The 19415-nt window shown below is 59.3% G+C and carries 19 protein-coding genes and 1 tRNA gene; 14 read left to right on the top strand and 6 right to left on the bottom strand.

Annotated elements, in window-relative coordinates; all coding sequences use genetic code 11:
- From K6117_RS06480 to mtgA, 7 genes are all read left to right on the top strand, one after another.
- Nucleotides 1-1230 carry an FAD-dependent monooxygenase gene (locus K6117_RS06480; protein ID WP_343211750.1) on the top strand — a complete coding sequence of 410 codons (1230 nt, stop codon included), beginning with the start codon at nt 1-3 and terminating at the stop codon, nt 1228-1230.
- A 187-nt stretch (nt 1231-1417) separates the two neighbouring features.
- Nucleotides 1418-3100: a putative bifunctional diguanylate cyclase/phosphodiesterase gene (locus K6117_RS06475; RefSeq protein WP_221793123.1), complete on the top strand. Its 1683-nt coding sequence runs from the start codon at nt 1418-1420 to the stop codon at nt 3098-3100.
- 40 nt (nt 3101-3140) lie between these two features.
- Nucleotides 3141-3947, top strand: coding sequence for a diaminopimelate epimerase (dapF, locus tag K6117_RS06470; RefSeq protein WP_221793121.1), 807 nt, complete (start codon nt 3141-3143; stop codon nt 3945-3947).
- Nucleotides 3948-3953: 6 nt separating this feature from the next.
- Nucleotides 3954-5198 carry a tRNA (N(6)-L-threonylcarbamoyladenosine(37)-C(2))-methylthiotransferase MtaB gene (gene mtaB, locus K6117_RS06465; protein WP_221793118.1) on the top strand — a complete coding sequence of 415 codons (1245 nt, stop codon included), beginning with the start codon at nt 3954-3956 and terminating at the stop codon, nt 5196-5198.
- Nucleotides 5195-6133: a signal recognition particle-docking protein FtsY gene (gene ftsY / locus K6117_RS06460; RefSeq protein WP_221793115.1), complete on the top strand. Its 939-nt coding sequence runs from the start codon at nt 5195-5197 to the stop codon at nt 6131-6133. Before mtaB ends, ftsY begins: the two co-directional genes overlap by 4 nt.
- The gene (locus K6117_RS06455; RefSeq protein ID WP_221793113.1) at nt 6134-6769 is read left to right on the top strand and encodes a septation protein A; all 636 of its coding nucleotides are present in this window, start codon (nt 6134-6136) and stop codon (nt 6767-6769) included. It abuts the gene before it with no gap.
- 24 nt (nt 6770-6793) lie between these two features.
- Complete coding sequence (gene mtgA, locus K6117_RS06450) at nt 6794-7468, top strand: monofunctional biosynthetic peptidoglycan transglycosylase (protein ID WP_221793111.1); 675 nt, start codon at nt 6794-6796, stop codon at nt 7466-7468.
- A gap of 1 nt (nt 7469) precedes the next feature.
- On the opposite strand, the gene K6117_RS06445 is transcribed toward mtgA, so the two are convergent.
- The 6 genes from K6117_RS06445 to hspQ form a co-directional block, all read right to left on the bottom strand.
- A complete protein-coding gene (locus K6117_RS06445) occupies nt 7470-8588 on the bottom strand; it encodes a mechanosensitive ion channel family protein (protein WP_221793109.1) in 1119 nt (372 codons plus the stop codon).
- 41 nt (nt 8589-8629) lie between these two features.
- Nucleotides 8630-9370, bottom strand: coding sequence for a TlyA family RNA methyltransferase (locus K6117_RS06440; RefSeq protein ID WP_221793106.1), 741 nt, complete (start codon nt 9368-9370; stop codon nt 8630-8632).
- Between the two features lie 151 nt (nt 9371-9521).
- Nucleotides 9522-10979, bottom strand: coding sequence for an ammonium transporter (locus K6117_RS06435; protein ID WP_221793699.1), 1458 nt, complete (start codon nt 10977-10979; stop codon nt 9522-9524).
- Nucleotides 10980-10993: 14 nt separating this feature from the next.
- Nucleotides 10994-11332: a P-II family nitrogen regulator gene (locus K6117_RS06430; RefSeq protein ID WP_221793104.1), complete on the bottom strand. Its 339-nt coding sequence runs from the start codon at nt 11330-11332 to the stop codon at nt 10994-10996.
- Nucleotides 11333-11499: 167 nt separating this feature from the next.
- The gene (locus tag K6117_RS06425) at nt 11500-12333 is read right to left on the bottom strand and encodes a patatin-like phospholipase family protein (RefSeq protein ID WP_221793102.1); all 834 of its coding nucleotides are present in this window, start codon (nt 12331-12333) and stop codon (nt 11500-11502) included.
- 16 nt (nt 12334-12349) lie between these two features.
- Nucleotides 12350-12739 (bottom strand): heat shock protein HspQ, encoded by a 390-nt coding sequence (gene hspQ / locus K6117_RS06420; RefSeq protein WP_425514689.1) that lies wholly within the window; start codon nt 12737-12739, stop codon nt 12350-12352.
- A 125-nt stretch (nt 12740-12864) separates the two neighbouring features.
- On the opposite strand from hspQ, the gene K6117_RS06415 reads away from it, so the two are divergent.
- The 7 genes from K6117_RS06415 (at nt 12865) to K6117_RS06390 (ending at nt 19412) form a co-directional block, all read left to right on the top strand.
- A tRNA-Ser gene (locus K6117_RS06415) sits at nt 12865-12954 on the top strand.
- 239 nt (nt 12955-13193) lie between these two features.
- Entirely contained in the window at nt 13194-13328 is a 135-nt protein-coding gene (locus K6117_RS14545) for a hypothetical protein (protein ID WP_281422105.1), read from the top strand.
- An 84-nt stretch (nt 13329-13412) separates the two neighbouring features.
- A complete protein-coding gene (locus tag K6117_RS06410; RefSeq protein WP_221793100.1) occupies nt 13413-14210 on the top strand; it encodes a LuxR C-terminal-related transcriptional regulator in 798 nt (265 codons plus the stop codon).
- Between the two features lie 325 nt (nt 14211-14535).
- A complete protein-coding gene (locus K6117_RS06405) occupies nt 14536-16083 on the top strand; it encodes a hypothetical protein (RefSeq protein WP_221793098.1) in 1548 nt (515 codons plus the stop codon).
- Nucleotides 16080-16580, top strand: a complete 501-nt coding sequence (accB, locus tag K6117_RS06400; protein ID WP_221793096.1) for an acetyl-CoA carboxylase biotin carboxyl carrier protein — start codon at nt 16080-16082, stop codon at nt 16578-16580. The genes K6117_RS06405 and accB overlap by 4 nt, the downstream gene beginning before the upstream one ends.
- 2 nt (nt 16581-16582) lie before the next feature.
- The gene (locus K6117_RS06395; protein ID WP_221793093.1) at nt 16583-17950 is read left to right on the top strand and encodes an acetyl-CoA carboxylase biotin carboxylase subunit; all 1368 of its coding nucleotides are present in this window, start codon (nt 16583-16585) and stop codon (nt 17948-17950) included.
- Nucleotides 17951-17954: 4 nt separating this feature from the next.
- Nucleotides 17955-19412, top strand: coding sequence for a pyruvate carboxylase (locus tag K6117_RS06390; RefSeq protein WP_221793091.1), 1458 nt, complete (start codon nt 17955-17957; stop codon nt 19410-19412).
- The last annotated feature ends 3 nt before the right edge of the window (nt 19413-19415 follow it).

The raw sequence follows: 19415 nt of genomic DNA, 5'->3' as shown, positions 1-19415 counted from the left end.
GTGGCTGAACCCCATAAAGATATCATTACCAGCGATGTGCTGATCCTTGGCGGCGGCCTTGTCGGGCTGACGCTGGCGCTCGCGCTTGATGTGCATGGGGTCAGCAGCATTGTCGTCGATCCGGCAAACCCGGCGGATATTCTCGCCCCCGGCCATGATGGCCGCGCCTCTGCGGTGGCGAGCGGGCCTTATGCGATGCTCGAAGCCATTGGCGTGGGCGCGCGTCTGGCGGGCAAGGGCTGTCCGATCCGCACGATCGAAGTGCGTGATGGCCTGCAAAAAAAGCCGCTGATTTTCGCGTCCGACCCGCATGAACCGCCGCTTGGCTATATGTTCGAAAACCGCGCCTTGCGGGTGGCGCTGCATGAGCAAGCGGCGCAGGCGGACAACATCCGGCTGATGATGCAGGATCGGGCGGTCGAGGTGGATCGCGGGCCTTTGGGCGTCGTGGCGACGCTCCAGTCCGGCGCGACGGTCAAGGCGGGGCTGTTGATCGGGGCGGAAGGGCGGCAATCGCCGACCCGCGATGCCGCCGGGATCAATGCCGCGCGCTGGCAATATGACCATTCGGCGGTGATCTGCATGGTCGAACATGAATTGTCGCATGAGAATGTGGCGCATGAAATCTTCTATGCCGATGGACCATTCGCGATTCTGCCGATGCTGCCGGGCAATCGCTCCTGCGTTGTCTGGACGGTGTCGCGCGAGGATGCGCCTGCGCTTGCCACCCTGCCGGAAAAAGCGTTTTTGGCGGAAATGCACCGCAAGACGGGCGGGCTGCTTGGTCAGATGAAATTGTTGTCGCCGCGCTCATTCTATCCGCTCAGCTTCCACCATACTGCCAAGATCACGGGCGAGCGGTTGGCGCTGGTCGGCGATGCGGCGCATGGCATTCATCCGATTGCGGGTCAGGGCCTGAACCTCGGCCTGCGCGATGCGGCGACGCTGGCGGAAGTGCTGGTGGATGGCATCCGGCTCGGGCTGGATGCGGGCGATGCGCAGTTATTGGCGCGTTATGAACGCTGGCGCGCGCTTGATAGCCTGATGGTGGCAGGCGCGACCGATGGCTTTGTCCATTTGTTTGGCGTGGGCGGCAAGATTGCCCGTGGCGTGCGGCGTTTTGGACTCAATCTGGTTGAACATTTGCCGCCGCTGAAACAAAGCTTCATGAACGAGGCGCGGGGCGCGAGCGGGGATCTGCCGAAATTGCTGCACGGCATGACGCTCTGACGATTGGGAACGCATGCGATATGGCGAGGCCGATATAATGTTACGGCGGATTATAGCGCGGAATAAGGCCGATTTTAAGCCAAATTGGTGATAATAATGATTATTTTTTAGACGCGCGCGGGGTTTAACGCGTCTTTCAGACTCTGAATGCTAGAACATATATCGTCGAGTAATCGGGGTTGCGTATATGTTTGATCAGCGTTCAGGACTTAAATCGAATAGCATTGAGCACCTATCCGGCACGGCGGGGCGTGATCTGGTCAGTGGTGCCATCGTCTTTGGGGCGATCATCATGTTTGCCGGATCGGCGGTAGATATGTTCGTCAATATTATCAAAAATGCGGTGGATGGCTCCGGCCAGCTTGATGCGGTGCTGGCATCGACGGTGTTGTTGAACATCGCCTTGGTCCTGTTTAGCTGGCGGCGTTATCGCGATGGTCTGTCCACCGCGAAGGCCAAGGAAAAAGCCGACCGGTTGGCGGATTCCCTGAAAGAGACCGATGCGCTGACGGGCTTGCTCAACCGCGCCAATATTGTCGATCGTGGTCAGGCGATGACCGAACATGAAATGAGTGTCGATCAATATATCGTCATGTTGATGGTCGATCTCGATTGCTTCAAAAATGTAAATGACGTGCATGGCAATAATGTCGGCGATCAGGTGTTGAAGGTGGTGGCAACGCGCCTGATGGCTGATGCGCCAGAGGATGCGGTGGTCGGTCGCATCGGCGGCGATGAATTTGCAATGATCCTGCGTTTTGATGGCAAGTCACTCGAACGCGTGGATGGGGTTGTCGAGAGTGTCTTGAAGGCCACGCGCCGGTCGTTCGACATCAATGGCGCGATTGTCTCGATCAGCAGTTCCATCGGCCTTGCCCGCAGCGATATCGACGGTTCATCGGCGGACGTCCTGCTGCGCCGCGCCAATATCGCGATGCATGCGGCCAAGCGTCGCGGCAAGAATCGTTCGGTCTGGTTCGATGCCGGGATGGAGAGCGAATTGCGCATTCGCAATGATATCGAACAGGGGATCAGGGACGGCATTCCCAAGGGGCAGTTTGTGCCCTATTTTGAAAAGCAGATCGATCTTGCGACCGGCACGCTGCGTGGCTTTGAAGTATTGGCGCGCTGGGAACATCCGATCAACGGCATTATTTTGCCGGATGTGTTCATTCCGATTGCCGAAGAAACGGGCATGATCGGCGATCTGTCGATGTCGATCATGGAACAGGCATTTGAAATGTCGCGCGACTGGGATCCGGCGTTGACATTGTCGGTGAATATTTCGCCGGACCAGTTGAAGGACCCTTGGCTGGCCCAGAAAATCCTCAAGCTACTGGTCAAAACCGGCTTTCCTGCCAATCGCCTTGAAATCGAGATTACCGAAACATCGTTGTTCGATAATCTTGGCCTTGCCCAGTCGATTGTCGCCAGCCTGAAAAATCAGGGGGTGCGGCTTGCGCTCGATGATTTTGGCACTGGCTATAGCTCGCTTGCCCATTTGCGCGCCTTGCCGTTCGATCGGATCAAGATCGACAAGAGTTTTGTAATGTCGATGAGCGAAAACAGCGACAGCGCGGCGATTGTCGATGCGATTACCCGGCTAGGAGAAAGCCTGAGTCTCAACATCACGGCGGAGGGGATTGAAGATCTCGATACGCTGGAACGGTTGAAAGAGATGGGCTGCGTCAAGGGCCAAGGCTGGCATTATGGCAAGCCCCTGTCCGCGATGCAGGTTGAAGTCCTGTTGAACGCCACCAAGGACGACCATGTCGCAAATGTGCCGGATGAAGCCGCCTCGGTCGATCTGACCGGCGCGCGTGGGGGAGAGGGGGCGTATCGAAATTATGGCTCCAACGCCTTTGGCTGAATACTGGACTCATGCCTGATGTCGGCATAGAGGCCGAAGGATGGGCATAAAATTTCATAAGATGCACGGGCTGGGTAATGACTTTGTCGTCATTGATGCCCGCAGCGCGCCAGTTGTCATTGATGCGGCCCGCGCCGCCGCGATTGCCGACCGTCATACGGGCGTGGGCTGCGACCAGTTGATCCTGATCGAATCTTCCGACGTTGCCGATGCGCGGATGCGGATTTTCAATGCGGATGGCAGCGAAGTCGGGGCCTGTGGCAATGCATCGCGCTGCGTCGCGTTGTTGTTGGGCGGCCATCCCCGGATCGAAACCGCAGGCGGCATGATCGAAGCACGGGTCAGCGGTGCGGCACCGAGCGTCGATATGGGGGCGCCGCATTTTGCATGGAATGAAATCCCGCTCGCTTTTGCGATGGACAGCGCCAACATGCCGGTGGCGTGGGATGACGGGCTGGAAACGCCGATGGCCGTCAATGTCGGCAATCCGCATGTGATCTTTTTCGTGCCCGATTGCGATGCGGTCGATCTCGCGCAGATCGGCCCGGTGATCGAACATGATCCGATGTTCCCCGAACGGGTCAATGTGAATGTCGCCCAGTTGGTTGGGCCTGATCATCTGAAATTACGGGTGTGGGAACGCGGCGCGGGCCTGACGCAGGCATGCGGCACCGGGGCATGCGCCACGGCGGTCGCCGCGATCCGGCGCGGGCTGGTGGGCCATCAGGTCAAGGTCAGCCTGCCGGGCGGCGATCTGCAGATTGATTGGCAACCGGGCGGCACGATCCTGATGACGGGGCCTGCGACCCATGTCTTTACGGGCGAGCTGGCCGATACTTTCGGCTGAGGCGATATGGCCGGGCCTGACATTATTTCGATGGGTTGCCGTCTCAACATCGCCGAAAGCGAGGCGATGGCGGCTGATCTTGCCGGGCGCGATGATCTGATCATTATCAATAGCTGTGCGGTCACGTCTGAAGCCGTGCGCCAGACCCGCCAGACCATCCGCCGATTAAAGCGCGACCAGCCGGACCGCGAGATCATCGTGACCGGCTGCGCCGCCCAGATCGATCCCGCGCAATTCGCAGCCATGCCAGAGGTCACCCGCGTCATCGGCAATGCGGAAAAGCGCGAGGCGGGGTTGCTTGCGAATGGCGGCGGCAATGCGGTGGCCGATATTTTCGGGGCCGTTGCGCCGTTGCAGCCTGCGGTCAGCGGCAAGGGCAACAGCCGCTGTTTCATCGAGGTGCAAAATGGCTGCGACCATCGCTGCACCTTTTGCATTATTCCGTTTGGGCGCGGCAATAGCCGTTCGATTGCCGCTGGGCCGGTGATCGACGCGGTGCAGGCGGCGGTCGCGCGCGGGCAATTTGAGGTGGTGCTGACTGGCGTCGATCTCACTAGCTATGGTCATGATCTCCCCGGTAGTCCCAGCCTTGGCCTGTTGGTCGAGCGTATCCTTGCGGCGGTGCCGGGGGTGCGGCGGTTGCGCCTGTCCTCGCTCGATTCGATTGAGATTGATGACCGGCTATTCGCCTTGTTGACGCAAGAAGCGCGGATGATGCCGCATGTCCATTTGTCGTTGCAGGCGGGGGATGACATGATCCTCAAACGCATGAAGCGCCGCCATTCGCGTGCAGAGGCGGTGGCGATTGTCGAACGGCTGAAATCCGCCCGACCCGACATCGCGATTGGCGCGGATATTATCGCGGGCTTTCCGACCGAGACCGAAGAGATGTTCGCCAACAGCCTTGCCCTGATCGATGATTGCGACATTGTGTTTGGCCATATTTTCCCCTTTTCGCCGCGTCCCGGCACGCCTGCGGCGCGGATGCCGCAATTGGGTTCTGCGATTGCCAAGGCGCGGGCGGCGCAATTGCGCGCGCGGGCGGATGCGCGCCGCGCCTTATGGCTGCAATCGCAGATCGGGACCGTGCAGTCGGTGCTGGTCGAAGCGAGCGGCAATATGGGCCATGCCGCCAATTATGCGACGGTTGCATGGGACAATGATCCTGCGAAAATCGCACGACAGGGTGAGATTGTGCAGGTCGTCATTGCCGATGCGGGCCATGATCGGCTAACGGGTCGATTGATATGAGCAACACCCCTTGGCACCAGCGCCTTTTTGGCGGATTTCGCAAAACGTCGGAACGGCTTTCCGAGAATCTTTCTGGCATCATCGCCAAGGAAGCCTTGCACGTCGATACGTTGGAACAGGTCGAAGAGGCGCTGATCGCTTCCGACCTTGGTCCGGCGGTCGCCGCCCGCATTCGCACCCGTCTGGCCGATGGGCGGTTTGAAAAGGGGCTTGATTCCAATGCGCTGCGGCAATTGCTGGCGGATGAGCTGGAGGCGATCCTCGCCCCCGTGGCCAAGCCGCTGGAAATCACCGCATGGCCGCGCCCACAGGTGATCTTGGTGATCGGCGTCAATGGTTCGGGCAAGACCACGACCATTGCCAAGCTGGCGCATGAATTCAAGGAACAGGATTATAGCGTGATGCTGGCGGCCGGGGATACGTTCCGCGCTGCCGCCATCGGCCAATTGGCGACATGGGCCGAACGCGCAGGCGTGCCGATTGTCTCCGGCAAGGAAGGCGGCGACGCGGCGGGCGTGGTGTTCGAGGCCGTCAAACAGGCCACCGCGACCGGGGTGGACGTATTGATCGTCGATACTGCCGGGCGGTTACAGAACAAGGCCGGGCTGATGGAGGAATTGTCGAAAATCCGCCGCGTGTTGGGCCGAATCAATCCGGAAAGCCCGCATGATGTCGTGCTGGTGCTGGATGCGATGACGGGGCAGAATGCGTTGTCGCAGATCGAGATTTTCGGCGAAGTGGCGGGCGTGACCGGATTGGTGATGACCAAGCTGGACGGCACCGCGCGCGGGGGCGTGATGGTGGCGGCTGCCGAACGTTTCGGCCTGCCGATCCATGCGATTGGTATTGGCGAAACCATGGATGATCTGAAACCCTTTAACGCCCGTGAAGTCGCCCGCGCTATTGCCGGGTTGCCCGTGGAAGAGGACGCGTAAATGGACGGCATCGAAGCCCCGGTCACCAAGCCGCATCAGCCGGGCAATAGTATCAGGCTGATGATCGAACTTGGCCCATTGGTGGTGTTTCTCGGCGCCTATGTGCTGTTGAAGGGGCCATCGGCGATCTTCATTTCAACCTTTGTCTTCATGCTCGCGATGGTAGCGGCGATGGTCGTTTCCAAGCTGAAGCTGGGCCATATTTCGGCGATGCTCTGGGTGTCGGGGGCGATGGTGCTGGTGATGGGGTCGCTCACCATCTGGCTGCACAATGACACGTTCATCAAGATGAAGCCGACGATCTATTATACAATGGTGTCGGGTCTGTTGTTGTTTGGCCTGATCACCGGGCGACCGATGCTGAAACTGGTGCTGGACGGCGCATTTCCTGGCATGAACGAACTGGGCTGGCGCAAGCTGACCCGCAATTTCATGATCTTCTTCATCCTGATGGCGGTGTTGAACGAACTGGTCTGGCGTCATTCGACGACCCAATTCTGGCTGGGGTTCAAGCTTTGGGGTGCGTTGCCGCTGACATTCCTGTTTGCCTTGTCCAATTATCCGATGGCATTGAAGCATGGCATGAAGGACCCTTCGGCTGAAGGTGCTGCCTCGGGAAATAGCGACGGCCAATAAAGTATAAGGGGTGGGAGCGGGCTGATGTTGCGTGCGATCAAGTTTATTGGCCGGCTATCGTTTCTGTTTGTGGGCATTTCGCTCATCTGGGTGTTTATCTATCGCTTTGTCCCGCCGCCCGTCACTGTGACGATGCTCGGTGATCTGGTTGCCGGGCGCGGCATCAATAAGGATTGGATGAGCTTTGACGACATCGATCCGGTGATGGCGCGCGCCGTGATCGCGGCTGAGGATGCAAAATTCTGCCAGCATCATGGTTTCGATTTCGCGGCGATCCAAAAGGCGATGCGCCGCAATGCCAAGGGCGGGCGCATTCGCGGCGGTTCGACGATCAGCCAGCAAACCGCCAAAAACGCGTTTCTATGGCAGGGTGGCGGCTATTTCCGCAAAGGGCTGGAAGCGTGGTTCACGCTGTTGATCGAAAATGTCTGGGGCAAGCGCCGGATCATGGAGGTCTATCTCAACCTCGCGGAAACCGGCCTTGGCACCTATGGCGTCAACGCCGGGGCGCAGCGCTATTTCGGCCATGATGCATCCAATCTGACCCGTGAAGAGGCCGCGCGGATTGCGGCGGTGCTGCCTTTGCCCAAAAAGCGCGAGGCGGTGCGCCCCACCGGCTATACCAAGCGCTATAGCCGCAAGATCGCCGCCCGGTCGGGGGTGGTGCGGCGGTCCGGGCTGGATAGCTGCCTCAACTAAGTCAGGGACGTGGCGGCGCCCAAGGCATGACGAGCGCACCATCCGGCGCGGCGGTGAATGTCGTCTGCGTCGGATAGGCGAACACATAGCCCTCGCGATTGCACAGATCGAGCAATTCAAGGCAAAAGCCCGCGCGAATGGCGAACAATTGTTCCGGCGAGATTTCCCGCAGGTCGAACGCGATTTCATAATCGATGCTGGAGGGCGCAAAGCCGATCATCCCCCGGCGCACCATCTGGCTATGCGGAATCTGGTCGACCAACGCATCGATCAATTGATCGAGTTTACGCAGCGCAGCGGGCGTGGTTTGATAGACAAGGCTGATGGTCAATTGCACCCGGCGGCGTTCGGCCTCGGCGAGATTGTGCAATTGTTTGGACAGCAGGTTGGTATTGGAAATGATCACCCGGTCGCCATTTGCGGCCCGAATGCGGGTGGATTTCAGCCCGATGGCCTCGACCTGCCCGGTCAGCGTATCGAACTGGATCATGTCGCCCGCCTTGAACGGCTTATCGAAAATGATCGTGAGCGCAGCGAACAGGTCGCTGAAAATGCCCTGTGCGGCAAGGCCGATGGCGATGCCGCCAATGCCAAGCCCCGCCACAAGGCCGGTGACGTTGATGCCGAGATTATCGAGGATCACAATCGCCGCGATGGCGAACAAGGCGACATTGACGAGCAGGCGGATCAACCCCATCGCCGTGCCGAGCCGTTCCACCCCTTCACCATCGCCCGCGCGATATTCGACCATCGCGAGGATCAGTTCGCGCAGCCAGATCGCGCCTTGAATGACTAGGGCGACGGTCAGCACACTATTGGTGATATGGACCACGGCGGCGGGGGCCATGCCGTAACGCGCGGTCATCCACAGACCGAGGGTGATTGCGACGGTCAATTTCGTACGCGACAGCACCCGATAGGTCAGGCGTTGCGGCGGTGAACAATGATCGACTTCGCGCAGCCGCCGGACAAGCACCATGCCGATGGTCCAGACGCCGCCGATCAGGATGGTCGCTACCGCCGCAGAGATGGCGAGGCTGGCCGTATGTTCTTGCAGCCATTGCGCCGCTACCGCCCAAAGGCCGTTCAGTTCATCAAGGAAAGTCGGTTCTTTTAACATGGTTCACCGACTGCCATGTCCGCGCCTAAGGTGCAATGCGGTTAGCGTTCGAGATGCGCCGCGATCAGAAATTCGACATTGCCTTCCGGCCCGGTGATGGGGGAGGGAGTGATGCCCTCGACCGACCAGCCAGAGGCCGTAAACCAAGCGGCGACCTCATCGCAGACGCGCTGATGCACCTCCGGGTCGCGCACGACGCCGCCCTTGCCGACCTCTTCGCGCCCGGCCTCGAACTGGGGCTTGATCAGCGCGATGCAGCGTGCCTTGGGTGCGGCGAAGGTGAACGGGCGTTCCAGCACCTTGGACAGGCCGATGAAGCTCGCATCGCAGACGAACAGGTCAATCGGTTCGGGGATATGCGCGGGCGTCAGGATGCGGGCGCTGGTCTGTTCATGGACGATGACGCGCGGGTCGTTGCGCAGCTTCCATGCAAGTTGGTTGGTGCCGCTATCGACCGCATAGACCTTGGTTGCCCCATGGTGGAGCAGGACATCGGTAAAGCCGCCAGTCGAAGACCCGACATCCATCGCGACCACGCCAGCGACATCCCAGCCGAAATGATCGAGCGCGCCCTGCAATTTGACCCCGCCGCGCGACACCCAGGGATGATCGCGTCCGCGCACGTCCAATGGCGCATCATGGGGCAGGGATTGGCCCGCCTTGTTGATCCGGGTTTCGCCTGAGAACACGAGCCCGGCGAGGATCAGCGCCTGTGCACGGGTCCGGCTTTCGGCAAGGCTGCGTTCGGCAAGTAGTTGGTCGGCGCGCATCGTTTTTGACATGGGGCCTGTCATAACGGCCCAAAGCCATGCTGAGAAGCGCGCGCATAAAATAGGGCACGCATAAAAAGAGGGCTGGCACTTTGCAGTGCCAGCCCCAGGCGGTTCGCAGGAGGAACCTAGTGAGAGCCGATTGGGCTCAATTCATATTCGATCAATAGTTGTAGGCGCGTTCGCCATGGCTCGCGAGGTCGAGACCTTCACGTTCCTGTTCTTCCGTCGGACGCAGACCCATGATCTTGTCGATGACGAAGAAGAGGATGGCCGAACCGATACCCGACCACAGCAAGGTGAACACAACAGCCTTGATCTGCACGATGACCTGCGCGGTCATGTCATAGGCACCAACCACCGCCGGGAAGACGGTATAGTCGAAGAAGCCCTGACCACCGAGTGCCGGATCAGCGACAACGCCCGTGGCGATGGCGCCGACGATACCGCCGATGCAGTGGACGCCGAAGACATCGAGCGTGTCGTCATAGTTCAGCTTGTTCTTCACGGTCGACACGAAGAAGAAGCAGATCGGCGAGACAAGCAGACCGAGGATGATCGACGTACCCGGTGCCGCGAAGCCCGCAGCCGGGGTAATCGCGACCAGCCCTGCCACAGCGCCGGTAACGGCACCCAGCAGCGACGGGCGACCATGCTTGATCTGTTCGACGATGGCCCAGCTCACAGCTGCCGCAGCGGTGGCGACAAAGGTGTTGATGAAGGCAACGGCCGCAACGGCATTGGCTTCAAGGTTGGAACCGGCGTTGAAACCGAACCAGCCCACCCACAGCAAGGACGCGCCGATCATGGTCATGGTCAACGAGTGCGGCGGGGTGGCTTCCTTGCCATGGCCGATGCGCTTGCCGATCATGATGCAGCCGACAAGACCTGCGATACCGGCGTTGATGTGGACCACCGTGCCGCCTGCGAAGTCGAGCGCACCCTTGCCCCACAGATAGCCGAAGTCGGTCGGCGCATCCGGCAGGAAGTCTGGGCCAGCCCAATACCATACCATATGGGCAATCGGGAAATAGACCACGGTCAACCATGCCACGCAGAACACCATCAGCGCGGAGAATTTTACGCGTTCCGCAAAAGCCCCGATGATCAGCGCAGGCGTGATGCAGGCGAAGGTCATCTGGAAGATCACGAACACATATTCCGGCAGATAGACATTGTTGGAGAATGTCGCCGCATAAGTGGAGGTGCTGACGCCAGCGAGGAAGGCCTTGCTGAGGTTGCCGATGAACGGCGTGCTGCTGGTGAAGGCGAGCGAATAGCCATAGCAGACCCAGACAAGCGCCGCGATCGAGACGATCATGAACACCTGCATGAGGATGCTGAGCATGTTCTTGGTGCGCACAAGGCCGCCATAGAACAGGGCCAATGCCGGGATCGACATCAACAGCACGAGGACGGAAGAGATCAGCATCCAGCTGACGTCGCCCTTATCGACCATGCCGGCCATTTGTTCAGCCGTCGGTGCCTTGATCGGGCCATCTGCCGCCGGTGCAGCCGCAGCGACGGTCGCGGCAGCTTCCTGTGCCCAAGCGGGCAACGCGGTAAACAGGGAAGCCGAAAGCCCCCCTATGCCCGCGAGTGTCTTGGTGAACGTTTTCATCATTCCCCCTTTGCTTAAAGTGCGACGTCGCCGGTTTCGCCCGTGCGAATGCGCACGGCCTGACCGACATCAATGGTGAAGATTTTACCATCGCCGATGGCGCCGCTGTTGGCGGCCTGCTGCACGGCTTCGACCACGCGATCGGCAAGGTCGTCAGTGGTGACAACCTCAACTTTGATCTTGGGGACCATGTTGGTTGAATATTCGGCACCGCGATAAATCTCGGTCTGGCCCTTTTGACGACCAAAACCCTTTACCTCGGTGACCGTCATGCCCTGCACGCCCAAAGCGGAGAGGGACTCACGTACCTCGTCGAGCTTGAACGGCTTAATTATTGCAACGATCAGTTTCATTGTGCCTCCCTCGCGGTGATTGCTTCAGGGGCTATGCATGACCCGTGCCAATTTGGAGTAAGGGGCGGGTTTCCGATCAACTTTGCTGTAATGGGCGGGTCCCTATGCCGCTTAAGGTCCGGATGCATGGCCCGGATTCCGGGCAGGCTCTGCGCTATGCCTGTTTTTTAAGCAGGCAGATCATGCGGTGGCATGCCGGCAAGTGCGCGAATTTTGGGCAGGGACTGAATCACTGTCTCGCGCCCGATACGGATCAATTCATCCGCGCGGGTGAAATTGCTGCCATCGATATGGGCAACGGGCGGCGCGAGTTCGAGATCTGGCGGATCGCGATCTAGCGAATAACGTGCGAGTTGCGTTAAGGTAAGGCCGGTTGCCGCACGGACGATTCCCATAGTGGACAATCGGCCACGGCGATCACGTTGCAGTCCGACCGCATGGGCGCGGCCATGATAATCGCCCTGCAAATTGATTGCGATGACCGGCAGATCAGGCGCGAGTTGCCGCGCGACCCGTACCGGCACCGGCATGGTCGCGCCGCCATCGATCAAGATGTGATGATCGAGATGCACCGGGGCGAAAATGCCGGGCAGGGCCATGGTCGCGCGCGCGGCGTCCACCAACAGGCCGTGGTCGATAATATGGGGCAGGCCGGTGGTGAGGTCGGATGCGACCACGGCGGCGGGCAGGGAGAGTTGCTCGATCCGCTTTGAGCCGAAATGTTGTCGCAGTTCGCGCTGGATGGTCCGGCCGCCCAGCACCGCGCCTTTTTTGAAATGCGGATCGAGATAGCGCAGCACCGACACACGGGTGGCCGAGCGGGCCAATGCCTCGAACACATCCAGTCGATCTGCTGCCAGGCATAAGGCCGCCAGCCCACCGATGGACGTTCCGGCGACGGCGGCGACTTCGATGCCTGCCTCCTGCAATGCGCGCAACACACCGATATGCGCCCAGCCCAAGGCTGCGCCACCGCCCAACGCCAATGCAACGCGTGTCATGGCCTCGGACCTGTGATCAGTGGCGACGAATCGGTTTCAGCAGATACCGCCCTTCGCGATAGCCATCGAACAGCGAGCCGATGCCGGGATGGTGGATCGGTTCATCGCTATCGTCTTGTACGAGATTTTGCTGGCTGACATAGGCGACATAGCTGCCATCGTCATTTTCCGCGAGCAGATGATAAAAGGGCTGATCCCGCCGGGGGCGCGTATCTTCGGGGATGGCGGCATACCATTCTTCGCTATTGGCGAAGACGGGGTCGATATCGAACACCACGCCGCGAAAGTCGAACAAGCGATGGCGCACGACGTCTCCGATTGCGAAACGCGCATGGGCAATGGGCGGCATGCCTTCGGGCGTGCCAGTTTCGGATAATCCAGTGAAGAGATGTGAAAAGCCTGTCATGATGTAACTAATGTAGGCTGAAATGCGCTTTTCACAAGGGTTGCTCTTGGCAAGTGCGTTTGGATCGGATATGCGCCCGCCACGACCAACGTTCGGAGCAAGTAGTTCCACACGTTCTATCTCGCGGAGAGGTGGCTGAGAGGTCGAAAGCACCGCACTCGAAATGCGGCGTGCCGGCAACGGTACCGTGGGTTCGAATCCCACCCTCTCCGCCAGTATACTGTCCGCGTCGATGCGCGGGCGTTCGAAATTAGCTGAAATATATGGGTTTTATGGCGCGCATTGTTCGTGTGCGTTCGAGCGCGTTCGCCCTAATCCGTGTCTGATGTGAGGGGTGGCGGAGCGGATGCGCAATCCTGAGTTCTCGGCCCTGTGGTGAGGTATCGAGAATCCGACATCCAGCATTGCCTTCCGGCGGATAGTTCGGACATGGAAATCAAGTGCAGCGAGGCTGATGAATGTGCCTGAACTGGTTGTCGGGCTTGTTCATTCGGCCTGCATCGATGCCAGTTTCGCCGCCTGCCAGCTTGGTTTTGCCAAGTCTTTTACCGCGACACTCTATAAATTTGCGCCTTTATATGTTGGATGATATGGTCTGACAAAATTACCCGGCAATAGTGCGGAAAATGCGCGGGCCGGGTGAGGTTATAAGCCTTGGGAAGGGGTGCGTGATATGCTGTTGCGGCGTGAAATCGCGGAGCGTACGGATCATATGGTCGCTCATTGCGGTCTGGGCAGTGCGTCGATCTTTTTGACTGAGCGATCCGCAGGTGCGGCGAATCTCATTCATCTCCATCATGTTGGCATCACGGAAGAGGTGAAGCACGCCTATAGTGCTGCTGGCGTTTTTCAGGATGATCCATTTGTCTCGGCGATGCAGTCGGGCACTTGCGACTTCACGGACAATTGGTTCCGTTGGGATGATAATCGTCTGGCCCCTTATAAAGGAGCGGCCCCGCGTTATCGCGGTTTTATCGAGCAATATTCGGTTGATGTCGTTGCGGCCTATGTCAAACACCTGACCCCGAATCTGTTTTTGCTGATCGGGACGCACACCGGACGCGCCCATAAGAAAAAGGCGCACCATTCCGATGCCGATCTGCGGCGCGAAGTGGATGCTGTCGCCAATCTGGTGATGATGCAATTGTTCGAGGAAACACTGCGTTATCCGGAAGCCGTGTCGGCCTTATGTAAAACTATCGCCAATCATGAGGTGTCGGGTGGCGCGATGATGCGGCCAGTGGCGAATGATGTGAATTTCATGCTGTCGCCGCGTGAGGGCCAGATCGCGAAACTTGTCTGCGCGGGTAAGCAGAACAAGGAGATCGCCTTTGAAACATGCCTGTCCGAATATACGGTCGAGAACCATTTGCGCCGCATCTATGGCAAAGTAGGGGTGCATAATCGGGCGGCGTTGGTGTCGGCGATGTTGCGGGCCGCGCCGGGCATGTTCGATGCGGCGTCCTCCTAAGTCTGTCGTCAACGGGTCTCGCTGCGCATTCCTTGGTTGCTGTTTGGTGGCGGCGGTTTGCTCTTTGGCAATTGAAAATCCGTGGGAGCAGCGCTTTTCATATTGATTATTGGTCGGATAGACGGCATAAAATCCGACGAAATCATCGGACGATATTTGCCAGTGGGCAACATTTGATCGTGCGGCGTGTGGCCGCATGTCGACATGGCGAAACTTTATGATTGTCAGACGATTTCGACGGACTATATTGGACGGACAATCTTGATTCGAGGATGCGAACGGGAATTGCCGGATGGTTGCGGCCAGAGAGGTTGGGCGGGGATTCATGGTTGATTATGTAAGGCTGCTTGAGGCGAACAACGCCATTCAGACAATCGGTGACGACACCTATTGGCTGTGCGTGACGCGGACCGTGCAGGAATCCAAATTGTTCCCGGTGCCGTCCTATATGCTGCTGTCCTATCTCTGCTGCTTCTATCGCTATCCGGAATTGCTGCGGAAAGTCGAAGCCAAGATGAAGGCCGAGGAAATCGGCGATCGTTCGCGCGCCATCGGCGGCAAATTCGGCAATTTGCCGGGTTGGGGCCTGCCGACCTTCTTCCTGTTGGGGCGTGAAATGCTCATCAACATGGGCGTGCTGCGTCCCGAGGATGCGGCGGAAGACGTGGCCTATGTCATGGATTTCTGGCGTCGTTTCAAATTGGCGCAGCAGCGCGAGGATGGCCATCTCAACGCCCGTGAATTCGGCCAGCGCGTGCAATTGCTGCCGGAACGCCGCATCCAGCGCTTCCACGCCGATCTTCATCACTGCGCCAATGGCGACCGCCTGCACAGCGCGGCGCAGACGTTTTTGGCCACCATCTCGCAATATGGCTTCCTCGTTTCCTGTGAGAGCCGGTGTACGCTGAACAATTCCGGCCCGTACAAGATCGGCCCGGATCGCGAGATGATCGTGCGCGAATTTTCCGATCTGGCGCAGGGCGATTATCCGTGGCTCGATGGCATTGCCGATGACGTGCCTTATCCCAACCTGACCGTGACGATGGAGGCGACCGATTGCCATTTCTATCTGATGGACGATTGGGGCAGCTTTGAATCGCGTCCGGAATTCACCTCGGAAAAGATGACCGGCATTGGCCTGTATACGTCCGACGTGTTGAGCGAGGGCTATACCCCGGTCGGCATGGGGTCGGCGGAAGAGCTGGCGGAGACATTTGAAAAGCTGACCGATGTATTCCGCGAGGCCACCGTCAAATTGTGGAAGCGCGTGGCCGGTTGGTCGCGCGATCAGATGATGGATGCGGGCGCGCTCGTCTATTTCTCGCTGATCAAGGATTTCGCGCATATCGCGGGCGTCTATGATGTCGATGATTGGATGAAGATCGATGAACGGGCGGATCGTTTCCGGCCATTGCTGAATGACGAATTCGGTCGTGATTTTCTGGGCGAAATGGTCGGTCTGGTCGATCTGCCGAGCCAGCAATTGCATGAATATGCGATGATGCAGCACAGCAATAACCCGGCGCGTTATATTTCGCACATTCCTTATTCCGTGCTGACGGACGGTCCGGGGCCAAGCATCCCGCCGATGCAGGGCGGCATCACCCATTTCGGTGAAAAGCAGGATTGCTATGTCACCAGCGCAGGACGCTTGACCCTGAAGGAATTCAATCAGCGGGCATCCGAATTCCGCCCGGCCCAGATGGCGGACGAATATCGGTTCCTGTGCGACACCAGCGTCCGGCTCGATCCGGCATCGGCGCGGGTGCAATCACTTTACAAACTAGAGCAGGAGCAGTCACCGGCACTGCGCGGCAAGGGCGCAGGCCTTTCCCGCAGCGAAGTCGAAGCACTGCGGGAGAAGCGGTCATGACCAACAGTCGCCAGATTTCAGATGTCGAACAGCTGATCGAAGAGTTCCAGCAATCGGGCATGCGTGAATTGCATGTGCGGGCGGATGGGTTCGAACTCTATCTGTCGACCAATGGGGATGATGCCGGGCTGGATGTGGCACAGGGCGCTGTGGCACCTGTCGCTGCGGCACCGGCACCGGTTGCCGCATCTGCCGCACCGGCAGCCGCGCCGGTCAGTGTTGCGCCCAGCGCGGCAGATGTCGCCATTCCGGATGGCGCGGAAATCATTCGTGCGCCTTATCTCGGCACCTTCTATCGCTCGCCCAAGCCCGGCTCACCCGTCTATGTCGATGTCGGGTCGGAGGTAACGCCGGAAACCGAAATGTGCTTGGTCGAGGTGATGAAATTGTTCACCGCCGTGCGGGCAGGCGTGAATGGCCGGGTGCATCAGATCCTCGCAACCGATGGCCAGATGGTGCAGGCGGATCAGCCGCTCTTCGTCGTGGTTGCGGCCTGATCATGGCGATCACCCGATTATTTGTCGCCAATCGTGGCGAAATTGCGCTGCGGATCGTGAAGGCGGCCAAGGGCCTCGGGATCGAGACCGTGGTCGGCGTGTCCGAAGCGGATGTCGGCAGCGCGGCGGCGCGTCTGGCGGATCGTGCCGTGGTGCTGGGGCCGGGACCTGCGGCCAAGAGCTATCTCGACCCTCGGTTGGTGGTGCATGCCGCCAAGGCCAGCGGGTGCGATGCGCTGCATCCGGGCTATGGCTTTTTGTCGGAACGCGCGATTCTGCCGCGCCTGTGCGCCGAACATGGCATTGCCTTTGTCGGGCCGGAACCGGACATGATCGATGCGCTCGGCGATAAGCTGCGGGCGCGGGCGATGGCCAAGGCGGCGGGCGTACCGTTGGTGCCGGGCAGCGATGAAATCAAATCGGCGGCGGAAGCGCGGCGCGAAGGCGACCGGATCGGCTATCCGGTCCTGCTCAAGGCGTCGGCAGGCGGCGGCGGGCGCGGCATGGTCATTGCCCATGATGGCGATGAAGTCGAAGCCGGCTTCGCCAAGGCCAGCGCCGAAGCATTGGCGGCGTTCAACGACGGCACGTTGTTCATGGAGCGCTTTGTCCCGCAGGCGCGCCATGTCGAAGTTCAGTTGATGGGCGATGGCACCGGTAATGTCGTGCATTTCGGGGAACGCGACTGTTCGGTCCAGCGGCGCTATCAGAAATTGGTGGAAGAAGCGCCCTGTCTGGCGATGCCGGACAAGGTCCGCAAGGAACTGCACGCGGCGGCGGTGGCGCTCGCCTCCAGCGTCAAATATCGCAATGCCGGGACGGCCGAGTTCCTGTATGACGTGGCGCGCGAAGAAGTCTATTTCATCGAGGTGAACGCCCGTATTCAGGTCGAGCATCCGGTGACCGAAATGGTGACGGGCTTCGATCTGGTGCAAGAGCAATTGCGCATCGCGGGCGGCAGCAAATTGTCGGTCAAACAATCCGATATCGTGCTGTCCGGCCATGCGATTGAATGCCGGATCAACGCCGAAGACGTCAAGCGCGGGTTCGTCCCGGTCCCCGGCAAGATCACCCGTTGGGAAGCGCCGCAGGGCGAGGGCATCCGTCTCGACACCCATATTTCGGAAGGCGCGGAAATCCCGCCTTTTTACGACAGCATGATCGGCAAGCTGATCGTGCATGGCAAGGATCGGGCCGAGGCGGTGGCGCGGCTGACGGCGGCGCTCGATAATTTCATTGTCGAAGGTGTGCCGACGACCATCCCGCTGCATCGCGCCATCGTCCGCCACCCGGATTTTATCGCCAACACTTTCCATACGCGCTGGCTGGAGCAGGTCTTGCTCGCCGATGGCGCAGTCATTTCGGAGTAAGATCATGGCCCATATTACATTTCTCGACGAAACGATGCGCGATGGCCAGCAGAGCCTGTGGGGCATGCGGATGCAGGCGGGCATGGCCCTGCCGGTCGCGCCGATCATCGACAAGACCGGCTATAATATCATCAGCCTTGCCGGGTCGTCGCTGTTTGAAGTGCTGATCCGCCATTGTCAGGAAGACCCTTGGGCGGGGCTGGACCTGTTGGTCGGCGCGATGCCCAAGACCCCGTTGCGCGGCGGTATCCGTTCGAACGGGTCGGTCACCTTCGGCTTTACCCCGGATGTGCTGATGGACCTGTGGATGAGCCGCTTGTGCGAACATGGGGTGCGCAGCTGGTGGATCTATGACGTGCTGTTCAACATCGACAAGATGCACCGGCTGGCCAAGCTGGCGAAGACCTATAATTGTCAGGTCGCGGGTACGATGTTGTTCACCCTCTCGCCGGTCCATGATGACGCTTATTATGCCGATAAGGCGAACAAGCTTTCGGCCCTGCCGGAAGTTGATAGCCTGTTGCTGTACGATACCGGTGGCGTGTTGGACCGTGATCGCATTTCGACCTTGGTCCCGGCGATTGTCGCCAATGCCCGTGGCAAGCCGATTGAAATGCACTCCAACAATATGCTCGGCCAATCGGCCAAGGCCTATATGGATGCGGTGGAATTCGGCGTGACGGTGCTGCATACCGCCGTGCGTCCGATGGCCAATGGGCCGTCGATCCCGTCGATTGAAATCATGACCAAGAATATCGAGATCATGGGCCATACCCATAATATCGATACGAGCCTGCTGGCCCCGGTCGCAAACCATTTCGAACGCGTCGGCAAGGCTGCGGGCTTTTTGGTGAACCAGCATTTCGAATATGATGTGACGGCGCTGCGCCATCAGATCCCGGGTGGCATGATGGGGACATTGCGCGCCCAATTGGTCCAGCAGAACATGCTCGACAAATTGCCGCAAGTGTTGGCCGAAGTCGCTGCCGTGCGGCGCGAATTGGGCTATCCTGGCATGGCGACCCCGTTTGCCCAGCTGGTGGGGACGCTGGCGGTGCTGAACATCGTGACGGGCAAGCGTTATTCGGTCGTGCCGGATGAAGTCATTCAATATGCGGTCGGCTATTATGGCGATCCGGTCGCGCCGATTGATCCGAACGTACTTGATCAGATTCTCTCGATGCCACGTGCCAAGGAAATCATGGCCAACCCGCCGGAACAGCCGGATCTGGCCGAATTGCGCCGTCGTCATGGCACCGGTGAAAATGACGATGAATTGATCTTGCGTGCGCTCGTGCCAGCATCGGACATTGATCGCATGCGGGCGGCGGGTCCGATCCGCAGGGATTACCCGACCTTGTCCTCGCCGGAATTCGAACAGGTCCAGCGCCTGATGCGGGTGGCGACGGCACCGTTGGTGCAGATCAAGTCCAGCGAACTCGACCTCACATTGCGGCGTTGACCT

The organism is Alteraquisediminimonas sediminicola, assembly GCF_019740335.1.
Taxonomy (GTDB): Bacteria; Pseudomonadota; Alphaproteobacteria; order Sphingomonadales; family Sphingomonadaceae; genus Alteraquisediminimonas; species Alteraquisediminimonas sediminicola.
This window is presented reverse-complemented; position numbering and strand designations above follow the sequence as displayed.